This window comes from Enterococcus sulfureus ATCC 49903, assembly GCF_000407605.1.
In the GTDB taxonomy this organism is placed as follows: Bacteria; Bacillota; Bacilli; order Lactobacillales; family Enterococcaceae; genus Enterococcus_G; species Enterococcus_G sulfureus.
Window position 1 is genome coordinate 574205 of sequence record NZ_ASWO01000001.1, and the last position, 12709, is coordinate 586913.

Below are 12709 nucleotides of genomic sequence, written 5' to 3' on the forward strand. Positions count from 1 at the left end.
CTCACCTCATTTTAAAAAAATTTGTACACATGTTTTTCCATTGTTCACCGTCATATTGATGCGTCCATGATGAGCATGTACGATCGTTTTCACAATACTCAACCCAATGCCTAAACCATTTTTAGAATCTACTGGTACTTCATAGGTTTGCGTTAAATTCGCTTGTAATTTTTGGAATTGTTTAAATGGAACTTCACCTTTATTTTCTATTTCAAATACAGTTTGATCTAGATCTTGATAGATACTAATCCTAATCAGCTCTTGTGGTTGACCATGACGTAGTGCATTTTCTACTAGGTTAAACAGTGCTTGTTCGATCAAAATCGGGTCGACTTGCACAAATAACATCTCTTCTGGTAAATCGATATTTAGTTGTGCTTTGGGGTAGACTTTTTTTATATGTTGATACACAGCCTCCATGATTTCTTCGACTGGTTCCGCTGTTTTTTCTACATCCATCGTCGTGCTATCGATTCTAGTGATCGACAATAAATTTTCTACCATACGAATCAACCATTGGGCTTCAACTTGAATATCTTGTAAAAAACGTTTTTGCATTTCAGGATCCAACTTGTTGCCTTGTTCTAACATTTGAGCGATCCCTGAGATCACGGTTAAGGGCGTTCTTAGATCGTGTGATACCGCCCGAAGTAGATTACTACGAACTTTTTCCTGTGCATTTTCAATTTGAATCGCATTTTTTTCTTGTTTCAACTCATTTTGTTCTAAAACGATTGCAATTTGTGCCAAGACCAATTTGATATAATTAAACTGATCATTAGTTAAAGGCGGTTCGTCAATTGTTTTTATGCCTAAGACAGCTAACGTATTTCCGCGAGTTAAGATGGGCAAATAGTAGCCCTTCGCTCCAATCAAAGTGTCCGTCTTGTGCCCTGCTTCTTTTTGATTTTTTGCAGTCCAGTAGGCTACAGCAGCTTCAGCTTTTTCCGATAATACCGATGTTTGTTCTTCAACACAATGGACATGCTCCACTTGTCCTTTTGCATCAAAGATTGCGATTTCTCGATCTAGCAATCTAGAAAGATACGTCGTTGAGATAGCTAAAATTTGTGCACGATTTTCTGTTAAAATAAATTTTTTACTAAGTTCATATAAAATTTCCATTTGTTTTTCTTTTGCAATTGCAGTTTGCGCTTGTTTTTTTAGCCGAACCATTAAGTTACTGACCATCAACGCAACAGCAAACATGATCAATAACGTAATTGGATAGCCTTGTTTATAGACGGTCAATGAATAAAGGGGTTCGACAAAAAACCAGTTAAAGGCTAACACACTGATGATAGAAGAAATCGCGCTCCACACATAACCTGAGGTCGCACGTGCAATCAATAATACAAAAAGAATATACACGAGCATCAAATTTTGATCGCCTACATGTAAAAATTTCATACCTTCAGTAATCAGCGTGGCACAAATCACGCCTCCAACAGCGATACTCGCATTTCTCCCACTATCGGTGAGCATCTCTTGATAGTTGAAGCGCCACACTTTTTTGGATTCATGAAATGGAATAAGATGTAACTCTGTATCCTGCAATCTTTTTAGCAAACGATTCTCAAAAGATTCCGCAAAGACGTTTTCATACCAATGCTGCTTGATATTTTTTCCCATGATGATATCGGTGACGCCTGTCATTTTGGAAAATTCTATAATCGTCTCAAAGCTATTTTCTTCTTCGATCACGATAACCTTTGCGCCTAATTTTTCGGCCAGTGTACTACTCGGTTCAATTTCTTCTTGTGTTTTGATCGTAATGACAGTCCACTCGGCATGAAATCCCTGTGCTAAGCGAGCCGTCCAACGAATACATTTCTCTGACATCTTGGGGAAGTCGTCATAAACGATCGTAAGTAAATTACTTTGGATTCCCAACGTCTTACTATTGATACGATTGATATGATCTGAAGCACGTTGAATCGCTAAACCACGTAGTTTTTCTAATTTTTCAGGAATAAAAAAATTTGCTAAAGCCTGTTTTATTGCATGGTCAGCATATATTTTCCCCTGTTCTAAACGATCGATCAACTCTTCAGGTTCAACGTCTACTACCTTGATTAGCGCTTGCTGTAAACATGTATCGGGTACCGTCTCTTGAACATCGATTCCGGTAACTTGAGCTACGATATCATGTAAACTTTCGATATGCTGTACATTCATCGTAGTAAATACATCGATACCAGCTTTTAAGATTTCTTCGACATCTTGGTATCTTTTTTTGTTTCTCGATCCATATGCATTTGTATGGGCAAGCTCATCGATCAACACGATATCTGGTTTTTGTTTGATGATCTGATCAACATCTGGCTCATTTAATTCAAGTGTTTTATAGTGAATTTTCTTTGTTGGAATATTTGGTAATCCAGCAATCAAGCGATTCGTTTCTGGCCGATCATGAGGTTCAATATAGCCAATCACGATATTTTTGCCTATTTCTTGTAATTCATGTGCTTCTACCAACATCGCATAAGTTTTCCCAACTCCAGCTGCAAACCCAAAGAAAATCCGTAATTTTCCAAACTTTCCTTCACCTTTATCTATATGGATATACTCATTCTCCTCCATTCACATTCCTCCTTTACCTTAGAAGTTAATTTTTACTTAATCGATCAAGTGCAAGATTTAATCTCAATACATTGACATATTTCCGATTTGAAAACCAGTCCTCTTTTTGATTGGCCTCGATCAAGCGTACCACTTTATCTGAATCTAGCTTTCTTGCTTTGGCAATGCGTTCTACTTGAAATTTTGCAGATTCAAGACTGATATCTGGATCAACGCCACTAGCCGATGCGGTAACCAAATCAATTGGGACATCTGTTTCTGAAGGATTTTTAAGCAGCTCTTGTTTGATCCGCTCAGCGACTTTTTTTTCTTGTTCTATAGAATTCGGTGCCAGTTGACTAACTGCTTGACTTCGACCTGAAAAATAAGTACTTTGTTCAAATTCTTGTCCAATCAGCGTGGAACCTACCATTTGATCTCCTACGACGACTTGACTTCCATTTGCTTGCGAATGAAAAATCAATTGTCCCACTCCAGTAACCAAAAGTGTGTATAGGCCACCAAATAATAGCACACTTAACGCTAAAAAACGCAGACTACTTACGATTTCTTTTTTCATATTTCTTTCCTCCATTTATTATACTGAATATCTTAGCCGACTATCAGTGAAAGTAGACTGTCGATCAGTTTGATACATATAAATGGCGCAATGATCCCGCCAAGTCCATAGACAATTAAATTATGACGTAGAATTTGACTAGCAGGTTTTTCTTGATACTTTACACCTGTGAGCGCTAATGGAATCAACGCAACGATAATCAGCGCATTATAAATGACCGCAGATAAGATCGCAGTCAATGGACTCGATAAATTCATAATATTGAGTTGTCCTAATTGTGGATAAATACTATAAAATAAAACAGGAATCACAGCAAAGTACTTTGCGACATCGTTGGCAATACTAAAGGTCGTTAGTGCACCTCTTGTCATCAACAATTGCTTCCCGATCTGTACGACTTGTAGTAATTTTGTTGGGCTAGAATCAAGATCAATCATATTTCCAGCTTCTTTAGCTGCCTGTGTTCCAGTATTCATCGCCACAGCAACATCTGCTTGTGCCAAAGCCGGTGCATCATTGGTTCCATCACCCGTCATCGCCACAAGATGACCTCTTTCTTGATAGCGTCGAATCAATTTCATTTTATTTTCTGGAGTCGCTTCCGCTAAAAAATCATCTACTCCTGCTTCAGCAGCAATCGCCGCTGCTGTTAACGGATTGTCGCCAGTGATCATGATTGTTTTGATTCCCATTTTTCGCATATCTAGAAATTTTTCTTTTACTCCATTTTTTACAATATCTTTTAAATAAATTACGCCTAAAACTTCGCCATTCATGACAACGACTAAAGGTGTCCCACCCGCACGAGCGATTCGATCTACAATTTGGTCACATTCATCAGGATATTGTTTACCTAATGAAAGCACATATTGTTTCATCGTATCTGCTGCACCTTTTCTGATTTTATCTCCTTGATAATCGATTCCGCTCATTCTTGTTTTTGCACTAAAATCAATAAAGTTTACTTCAGCTTGTTGAAACTGACGCTCGCGTAGATTGAATTTTTCTTTTGCTAAAATCACAATACTTCTTCCTTCAGCGGTCTCATCGGCCAAAGAAGACAGTTGTGCAGCATTCGCAAGTTGTCTTTCGCTCACACCGGTTACTGGTAGAAATTCACTTGCACGTCTATTTCCTAACGTAATCGTTCCTGTCTTATCAAGTAATAAAATATCTACATCTCCAGCTGCTTCAATGGCGCGACCGCTTAATGCGATCACATTTTCTTTCGTCAAACGACTCATACCTGCGATGCCGATCGATGAAACCAAAGCTCCGATCGTTGTCGGTGCTAAACAGATCAACAACGCGATCACGATCATCAACGATAACGCTTCTCCTTTCCCGGACAATTGACTACTAAATTCGGTAAAAGGGACTAATGTAATCGATACCGTTAAAAAAATAATCGTCAGCGTAATCAAAAAAATCTGTAGCCCAATTTCATTTGGTGTTTTTTTCCGCTTGGTTCCCTCAACCATCGCGATCATTTTATCTAAAAAAGAATTCCCACTTTCTGAAGAAACTCGAATGACTAAATAATCCGAAACGACTTTTGTCCCACCTGTTACGGCACTACGATCGCCACCAGACTCACGGATCACTGGTGCCGATTCACCAGTGATCGCACTCTCATCAACAGAAGCCGCTCCTTCTATGACATCTCCGTCAGCTGGGATTTGCTCACCTGCCTGAACATAAACTAGATCCCCCCGCATTAGGTCAGAAGAACGCACCTCTATAAATGATTGGGTTTGAATGTCCTCTAGCTGATGAATCTTATAAGTCATCACGTCTTTTTTTGCTTGTTTTAAACTATCAGCTTGTGCTTTTCCCCGCCCTTCAGCCACTGCTTCTGCAAAATTAGCAAATAATAACGTCAACCATAAAAAGACCGTAACGGAAATATTGAACCAATTTGGAATCGTAGTCGGATAAAAGCACAATACCGTTGTGATAATCGAACCGAGATAGACGACAAACATCACTGGATTTTTGATTTGTTGCCTTGGGTCTAATTTTATAAACGCTTGTTTGATTGCCCAAAGATATATTGATTTCATTTCATTTCACTCCATCTTATTTGATTGTAAAAAATTCAGCAATTGGACCTAGTGCTAATGCAGGTAGAAAACTCAACGCACCGATCACTAAAATGATGATCATCAGCATCGTCACAAATGTTGGACTTACAGTCGATAGTGTACCTTGATTTAAGGCTACTCGTTTTTTATTGGCCATATTTCCTGCTAAATATAAAATTGCCAAAATCGGTAAAAAGCGTGACAATCCCATCAATACACTCCCTAAAAGATTGATAAACGTTATATTTGCAGTTAATCCTGCAAAGGCACTTCCGTTATTATTTGCTAAAGAAGTTGCGCCATATAACACTTCGCTAAATCCATGTGGTCCAGTATTTGTAAGCCATTTCATCACATCTGGATGTATCGTCAGTGCCATCGTGCCAAAAAGTGTAAGAAGCAAAGGCGTCAAGATTACGATACTAGCCATTTTAATATCGAAAGCTTCGATTTTTTTACCCAAATATTCTGGAGTCCGTCCCACTAATAATCCAGCAATAAATACTGCGAGTAATAAAAAGGCCAACATACCGTACAATCCACTACCTACTCCACCAAAAATAATTTCTCCAAGTTGCATCAAAAACATTGGAACGGCACCACCGAGCGCGGTGAAACTATCCAACATAGCATTTACAGACCCATTGGATGCCGCAGTCGTTGCGACCGCCCATAAACTTGACCAACCAATCCCAAATCGTACTTCTTTGCCTTCGAAATTCGAATGGCCTAAAACTTGTGCAAAATGAGGACCCTGTACTTCACTCATTCCGACACCGATCATTGCAAGCACTACAAAAAAGAGCGACACGATCATGATCGTACGTCCTTGTTTCCATTCTTTCACCCAGAAACCAAACGTCCAGATCAACGCAGCTGGTATCAATAAAATAGCTAGATTTTCTATAAAATTTGAAATTAATGTAGGATTCTCAAATGGATACGCTGAATTTGCTCCAAAAAATCCCCCACCATTTGTCCCTAATTGCTTGATGGCGATTTGACTGGCAGCAGGTCCTAAATATAGCCACGAATCTTTTCCCTCAAGACTTTGGTACGCCACACCAGAACTAAATGTTTGGACCACCCCTTGCGAAAGAAGTACGATAGCCATCAAAAAAGATAACGGTAAAAGAAGATAAAGCAATCCTCTAGTTAAATCTTGCCAAAAATTTCCCAAAGTTGGTTTTTTTACTTGTACGAATCCACGAAATAATGCGGTGACTACCGCCAATCCTACACCGGCTGAAAGAAAATTTTGAACCGTTAATCCAAATGCTTGCGAAAGATTTGAAAGTGTTGTCTCCCCACTATACGCTTGCCAGTTCGTGTTGGTCACAAAACTAGTTGCAGTATTCAACGCTAGTGAAAATGAAATCGGCTCGAATGTACTACCTCCAGGTAAAAGATGCTGGATCATCAACAGTCCCACTAAAAATATAAGTGAACAGCTACTCAATAAAACGACATTGAGCACATATTTCTTAGCAGACATTTCCGAATGTGCAGTAGGACCGAGTATACGATAGATCAATCGTTCAACCGGTTGCATCCATCTCATCCATTTAGGAATATCTCCTTGCATGATTTGTTTGATATACCATCCTAATGGAACCGAAAGGACGAGTAAAATCCCTAAAAAGAAGAATGCCTGATATCCAATACTCGTCATAGTTCTTCCCCCTTAAATAAAAACCAAAAAAGATAGATCATTACTAATACCCCAATAACTCCTAAGAGAATCGTCATTTCTATTCGCTCCTTTTATTCAATTCGATAGCGGCTATCCTTGATGCACTTACTATAGCGAAAAAGGTATAAAGATAGTGTAAAGATATTCATGAACAGCCAGCTCCCTTTTATCGAATAAAAAAAACAACAATCACGAAACACGTGATTGTTGTTTTTTAACTTTTAGGATTAATTTAAAATATTTCCACCGTTTGTCTTGATCACATCTTGATACCAGAAGAAGCTATCTTTACGCGAACGGTCAAAGGTTCCGTTTCCTTCGTCATCGGCATCGACATAGACGAAGCCATAACGTTTGCTCATTTCAGAAGTTGAAGCAGAAACTAGATCGGTACAGCCCCAAGGCGTATATCCCATCAATTCAACTCCATCTTCGATCGCTTCGTACATTTGCTCGATATGTGCTTTTAAGTAATCGATACGGTAGCTATCATGGATCGATCCATCTTCTTCGACTGTATCTAGAGCACCTAAACCATTTTCTACGATAAATAATGGAATTTGGTAACGGTCATATAAGTTATTTAAGGTAATGCGCAAGCCGATTGGATCAATCTGCCAGCCCCAATCAGAAGCTTCTAGGTAAGGATTTGCTTCGCCTAATGAGAAGTTTCCAGCAGTCGATTCTCCACCAGCCTCTGGATTATGACGTGCCACTGAACTCATGTAATAAGAAAATGACATGAAATCAACTGGATATTGCGCAATAATCTCTAGATCGCCTTCTTCAAAGATCACTTCGATTCCATTTTCTTTAAAGAAGCGTTTGGTATACGCTGGATATTTCCCACGTACTTGCACATCCGAGAAGAATAGGTTCTCATGATCGCGTTTGATTTCTTCCATCACATCAGCTGGATTTGGTGTTGCTGGATATGCTTGCATCCGCGCTAGCATCATTCCTACTTTTAGCTCTGGATTTAATTCATGTGCGATTTTTGTTGCTAAACTTGATGCCACAAATTGATGATGGACTGCTTGATACATATCAGATAGATTTTGTTTACCATCTTCAAATAACAATGCACCACCAACGTAACCAGAGATTCCCATAATATTGATTTCGTTGAATGTTAGCCAATATTTCACTTTATCTTGATAGCGTGTTAATACTGTTCGCGCATAGTTGACGAATAAATCGATGACTTTACGGTTTTTCCACCCACCATAATTTAACGCGATGCCTACCGGTGTTTCGTAATGGGATAAGGTCACTAACGGTTCGATGCCATATTTGGCACATTCGTCAAAGACATTATCGTAAAATTGTAAGCCTTCTTCATTTGGTTGAGCATCGTCACCATTTGGGAAAATACGTGACCAGGCAATCGATAGACGGAATGTTTTAAAGCCCATTTCAGCATATAAGGCGATATCTTCTTTATAGCGATGATAAAAATCAGAGCCCCAACGTTTCGGGTATAAGCCTTCTGTATCATTGATCGCAAATTCAACTTTTTCACGTGTCATCGGTGCTGCAAATTCTTCCATATTTTTACGATCTTCAGGTTTTACAGCAATCGCAGTATCCGAAGTCGCAGGTCCACGACCACCTTCGTTCCATGCGCCTTCAAATTGGTTGGCTGCTGTTGCACCGCCCCATAAAAATCCTTTTGGAAATTGTTTGTCTGTCATAATAAACCCACTTTCTTTTCTACGTATTCTGAATATCAAAAAAGACCAAAGCAAAAAAGTGAATTCCAATAGACACACGTCTAATGGGATCAACACACTTTTTTCCTCTGGTCTTGCCCGCCGAAGCAGTAACACATCCAGTTAGAAAACGTTCTCACGCTTCCTTAACTTTATGATAGACATTTTACAAAGAAAAGTCAATACTTTTTTGGAAGCGTTATCTAACAACTGCTAAAACTAACGTTAGTTCATAATTTCACCTTGATGTTTTGCCATATTGGATTGCCATTGTTTACGATCTGCCTCACTTTGTTTCGCATAAGCGGTTACTTCACCAATAACTTTCAGCGGAAAAGTTGAACGATAAGAACACGTTAGATTACCAGGGAATTTTTTATCTGTAACATTAGGATCATGTTCAAAAATTCCAGTCGGCTCTACAATATAGATTCGCTCCTCTCCCTCACCTTTTGCTAAACTTGCAGCTAAGCTTGCACCTTCTAGGTTAGACGTAAAATAGATATGATTCATCTTTAAGTCAGCTTCATAATTTGAATTTTTCCCTGCAACTAACAAATCACCGGAAGTCAAGCTTGCTCGAGTCCCATGATAAAAAGGACCTGGATCATCTGGAATGGAAGATTGGTTTGCCGCTCGTTCTTGATTGTACCGAGCTAATTCATCATCAAGTTGTTTATACACATCTGCTAGCTGTGCATAGATTGCTTTTAGAGCGGTTTTACTATTCTGATCTTCTGATTTTTCTACATAGAATAAAGCTTTTTCTAACCATTCTTTTTTCATGAGACTATTTTGTGTTTGTTCTGCAAGTTGATATGCAGTAATAAATTTTTCTAAAGGATTATTAGCTTTTTGAAAAGCTTCTTCTACTACTTTATGTGCTTTTTTTACTTCTCCTTGAGCTGTTAAACGCATTGCCAAAACACAAGCTCCTACCGTTAGATTTTTAGGATTAAAACGTGTATAACTCATAGCGATTTACTCCTTTTCAATTTGATTAGAAAGATAGTTTAACGTGTTTATTCATAGAAAGCAACTTTGCTTGAATAAACTACTCATTTCGTGTTACGTTTATTATGTCGATAACGACACAATAAATGAAGAGGTGGATATTATGACAAAAGAATTTAAAACACTAGAAGATTTTATCGGTTCTCATTTTATTTATACATATGATAATGGTTGGGAATATGAAATGTACGTAAAAAACGAAGATACGATCGATTACCGCATTCATGGTGGAATGGTAGCAGGTCGATGGGTCCGCGATCAAAAAGTAGATACTGTAATGCTAACGGACGGTATTTATAAGATTGCTTGGACTGAACCTACTGGAACTGACGTTGCTTTAGACTTTTTACCAAATAAACACAAAATGCACGGTATGATTTTCTTTCCAAAATGGGTCGAAGAGCATCCAGAAATTACAGTAACATATCAAAATGACCATATTGATTTGATGGAAGAAGCACGTGAAAAATATGAAACATATCCTAAACTGTTAGTGCCAGAGTTTGCGAAGATCACTTATAGTGCATTTGCTGGTAAAAATAATGAAGATGTCGTTTCTGAAGCTCCTTACAAAGGAATGACTGACGACATCCGCAATGGTGATTATTTTGCTGACGATTATACTAAAAAAATAAAATAAGGAATGTCATAATGCCAAGACCTAGAATTTTACCTTATTTAATTACTGGAATGTTGACAAAAAAACACATACTTTCAGGTAAAGAAATTCTTCATGAATTTAAATATGAAATCGGTGAGTTTTGGACAGTTTCTCATACTCAGCTTTATCCAGAGCTGAACCGTATGGCAACAGAAGGATTGATACATCCTGTTGAACATCCTGATGAAACGTCAAATAAAACCATTTATTATGAATTAACTTCAGAGGGTCGCTCGTTATTTGATTCATGGATACAAGAAGTAGTTACTGAAGAAAATGAACAATATTCGATTTTAAAAATTTACTTTTTGAAAGAAACTGATCAGAAAATAATTCGACATATTTTACAAACAACTTACGATATTCATGAACAAAAATTACAACGTTTGTTCACACGTCAAACATTGCTAAATAATGAATTAAAACCAAAAACAGATCACTATGGGCACTTTCTGATTCTCTCTCGCGCAATCGATCGCGAAACGCACCATTTAGCTTGGTTAAAACACTATTTAGAACAATAAATCTAAATACGATAAAAAAGATGCCTCCTATCCATAGTAGGAGACATCTTTTTTATACGTTATTGTAAAAATAGTACTTCTTGATAAGGAATTTGTACGTAGATTTTATCTTTTTTGGGATAATGTTCGATAGTAATATTGATCGCACTTCCATCATCTAATTCTGCTTTAGCAGAATATTTGTTATCTCCTAATTTATCTGTAATAATCACGCTTTCGCAAGAATAATCTAAATCATATTGATTTTGTAAAATTTGATCAACTAATGGAACAGCTGATTTTTCCAAATCTGATGTATTTGTTTTAAATAAAAATAAAGCAACAATAACGACTACAATCGCAATAATACCTATATACACTTTATTATAATTACTGTTTCCATTTTTGGACTCCTTATAATGCGCTTGTTTTGCTCCACAATAAGGACAAAACTTAGTTGTTTCTTTTATAGGTCTCTTACATTCATAACAATTCATACTATTTCCCCAATCTTTACAATCCCCTATATTTTGAATATATTTTAAAATTATATCACGTGTTTACATAAAACGTAATCATAAAAAAACGTAAATATATTCTGAGAAAGCATCAAAAATCAAAAAAATTAAGTTTTTTAACCCTTGATTTTACTACGTTTATAATTAAAATTATAACGTTTATCAGCATTTTTCAAGAACACATTCTATGGCTGAATAACTTTTATTTATCACCGAAACATAACATTAAAAAAAGTGACTTCTCATAGACTGACATCTAATAGAATTTTATTTTTGATTCATATTCTTACATCCATCGCCCAAAACAGATAAACACCAAAATCGGGATCACAAGTGCCGGCAATAAATTTAACGTCTGAATCTTTTTAATATTCAACATTGAAAGTCCTGAAGCAAAGATCAATACGCCACCAACGATCATGATTTCAGTGAGTAAATTTTCTGGGATCGTATTTTGCAAGACGAGTCCGACGATATAAAACAGGGATTGCCAGCCAAACAAAATCGGTGCTACCCAGATGATCCCTAGACCAAATGTTGCCGATAAAACGATCGACGTGATTCCATCTAGTACACCATTGATCAGTAAAAATGTATACTCGTGCGTTGTTGCAGCTTGGATCGGACCGACGATCGAGAGTGTCCCAATACAAAACAATAACATCGCCGTCACAAACCCTGAAGCAAAGTCGGATCCTGTTTTTTGGCCGAGGTGTTGGTCGACTCGCTGTTGTAGCTTCAACCCTTCCCCAATCACCGTTCCAATAGCTAGAGATAAAATAAATAGCACATGAAACTCGCTTTTTGCTTGGTTCGTCACAAAAGTTTCGATCCCGATCAACACGGCAACTAATCCCATCGTCGTCAGCAAACTTTCTTGTAATCGCTTGGGAAATCGTTCTTTTAAAAAGCCCCCGACCAACGATCCGATAATGATCATCGTCGTATTAAATACTGTACCTAGCATCTTGCCACTCCTTAATTTCTTCGCGTTATTTTCTCTAGTGTAGCATATCCTTTGATTAGGCTACAGATACTTTTCACGCTATACTAATCATACCTAAACTATTGAAAATGGAGGTCGATAAGATGAAGTCCGAAAAAAGCGAACGCATCTTAGCTGAGAATCTTGGCGAAGGTTACCAGATTATTTTTTGAGAGCGGTGAGTATTCTCCGACTATCGAATGGGTCGACTGGATCCAACGATCAGATGATGAAGCAGATCTCAAGGTCAGTGTTAATTTTGAAGACGGTAGCGAACTGCTATTTGAAAAAGGAGCACTACTCAAACAGATCTGGCATGAAGATGTTATTGAATGACTCGTTTATTTTTCTATTATAAAACATACCAAAAAGGAGACGATGATCGTGGAGCAAATAG

Annotated in this window: 11 protein-coding genes; 3 read left to right on the forward strand and 8 right to left on the reverse strand. The window is 37.7% G+C overall.

Going from position 1 to position 12709, the window contains the following annotated elements; translation table 11 throughout:
* Positions 1 to 6 precede the first annotated feature (6 nt).
* The 6 genes from I573_RS02610 to arr all read right to left on the reverse strand — a co-directional run bounded on the left by I573_RS02610 (position 7) and on the right by arr (position 9249).
* Entirely contained in the window at positions 7 to 2583 is a 2577-nt protein-coding gene (locus I573_RS02610) for a sensor histidine kinase (protein WP_016185025.1), read from the reverse strand.
* Positions 2584 to 2608: 25 nt separating this feature from the next.
* Positions 2609 to 3142, reverse strand: a complete 534-nt coding sequence (locus I573_RS02615) for a potassium-transporting ATPase subunit C (protein ID WP_016185026.1) — start codon at positions 3140 to 3142, stop codon at positions 2609 to 2611.
* 32 nt (positions 3143 to 3174) lie between these two features.
* A complete protein-coding gene (gene kdpB / locus I573_RS02620) occupies positions 3175 to 5205 on the reverse strand; it encodes a potassium-transporting ATPase subunit KdpB (RefSeq protein WP_016185027.1) in 2031 nt (676 codons plus the stop codon).
* 16 nt (positions 5206 to 5221) lie between these two features.
* The gene (kdpA, locus tag I573_RS02625) at positions 5222 to 6898 is read right to left on the reverse strand and encodes a potassium-transporting ATPase subunit KdpA (RefSeq protein WP_016185028.1); all 1677 of its coding nucleotides are present in this window, start codon (positions 6896 to 6898) and stop codon (positions 5222 to 5224) included.
* Positions 6899 to 7146: 248 nt separating this feature from the next.
* Positions 7147 to 8613, reverse strand: coding sequence for a glycoside hydrolase family 1 protein (locus tag I573_RS02630; protein WP_035020390.1), 1467 nt, complete (start codon positions 8611 to 8613; stop codon positions 7147 to 7149).
* Positions 8614 to 8856: 243 nt separating this feature from the next.
* The gene (gene arr / locus I573_RS11560; RefSeq protein WP_245555061.1) at positions 8857 to 9249 is read right to left on the reverse strand and encodes an NAD(+)--rifampin ADP-ribosyltransferase; all 393 of its coding nucleotides are present in this window, start codon (positions 9247 to 9249) and stop codon (positions 8857 to 8859) included.
* 499 nt (positions 9250 to 9748) lie between these two features.
* On the opposite strand from arr, the gene I573_RS02640 reads away from it, so the two are divergent.
* Both I573_RS02640 and I573_RS02645 read left to right on the forward strand, forming a co-directional pair.
* Positions 9749 to 10285 carry a phenolic acid decarboxylase gene (locus tag I573_RS02640; RefSeq protein ID WP_016185031.1) on the forward strand — a complete coding sequence of 179 codons (537 nt, stop codon included), beginning with the start codon at positions 9749 to 9751 and terminating at the stop codon, positions 10283 to 10285.
* Between the two features lie 11 nt (positions 10286 to 10296).
* Positions 10297 to 10830: a PadR family transcriptional regulator gene (locus I573_RS02645; protein ID WP_016185032.1), complete on the forward strand. Its 534-nt coding sequence runs from the start codon at positions 10297 to 10299 to the stop codon at positions 10828 to 10830.
* A gap of 59 nt (positions 10831 to 10889) precedes the next feature.
* On the opposite strand, the gene I573_RS02650 is transcribed toward I573_RS02645, so the two are convergent.
* Both I573_RS02650 and I573_RS02655 read right to left on the reverse strand, forming a co-directional pair.
* Complete coding sequence (locus I573_RS02650; protein ID WP_211213390.1) at positions 10890 to 11189, reverse strand: zinc ribbon domain-containing protein; 300 nt, start codon at positions 11187 to 11189, stop codon at positions 10890 to 10892.
* A gap of 424 nt (positions 11190 to 11613) precedes the next feature.
* Positions 11614 to 12294 carry a DUF554 domain-containing protein gene (locus I573_RS02655; protein ID WP_016185034.1) on the reverse strand — a complete coding sequence of 227 codons (681 nt, stop codon included), beginning with the start codon at positions 12292 to 12294 and terminating at the stop codon, positions 11614 to 11616.
* A gap of 162 nt (positions 12295 to 12456) precedes the next feature.
* Here I573_RS02655 and I573_RS02660 point away from each other — a divergent pair, with 162 nt between their 5' ends.
* The gene (locus I573_RS02660) at positions 12457 to 12648 is read left to right on the forward strand and encodes a hypothetical protein (RefSeq protein WP_211213381.1); all 192 of its coding nucleotides are present in this window, start codon (positions 12457 to 12459) and stop codon (positions 12646 to 12648) included.
* The last annotated feature ends 61 nt before the right edge of the window (positions 12649 to 12709 follow it).

What these genes read in the sequence shown, in the direction of transcription:
- I573_RS02610 (WP_016185025.1), bottom strand. Translation starts at nt 2,583, where the DNA reads ATGGAGGAGAATGAGTATATCCATATAGATAAAGGTGAAGGAAAGTTT.
- I573_RS02615 (WP_016185026.1), bottom strand. Translation starts at nt 3,142, where the DNA reads ATGAAAAAAGAAATCGTAAGTAGTCTGCGTTTTTTAGCGTTAAGTGTG.
- kdpB (WP_016185027.1), bottom strand. Translation starts at nt 5,205, where the DNA reads ATGAAATCAATATATCTTTGGGCAATCAAACAAGCGTTTATAAAATTA.
- kdpA (WP_016185028.1), bottom strand. Translation starts at nt 6,898, where the DNA reads ATGACGAGTATTGGATATCAGGCATTCTTCTTTTTAGGGATTTTACTC.
- I573_RS02630 (WP_035020390.1), bottom strand. Translation starts at nt 8,613, where the DNA reads ATGACAGACAAACAATTTCCAAAAGGATTTTTATGGGGCGGTGCAACA.
- I573_RS02640 (WP_016185031.1), top strand. Translation starts at nt 9,749, where the DNA reads ATGACAAAAGAATTTAAAACACTAGAAGATTTTATCGGTTCTCATTTT.
- I573_RS02645 (WP_016185032.1), top strand. Translation starts at nt 10,297, where the DNA reads ATGCCAAGACCTAGAATTTTACCTTATTTAATTACTGGAATGTTGACA.
- I573_RS02655 (WP_016185034.1), bottom strand. Translation starts at nt 12,294, where the DNA reads ATGCTAGGTACAGTATTTAATACGACGATGATCATTATCGGATCGTTG.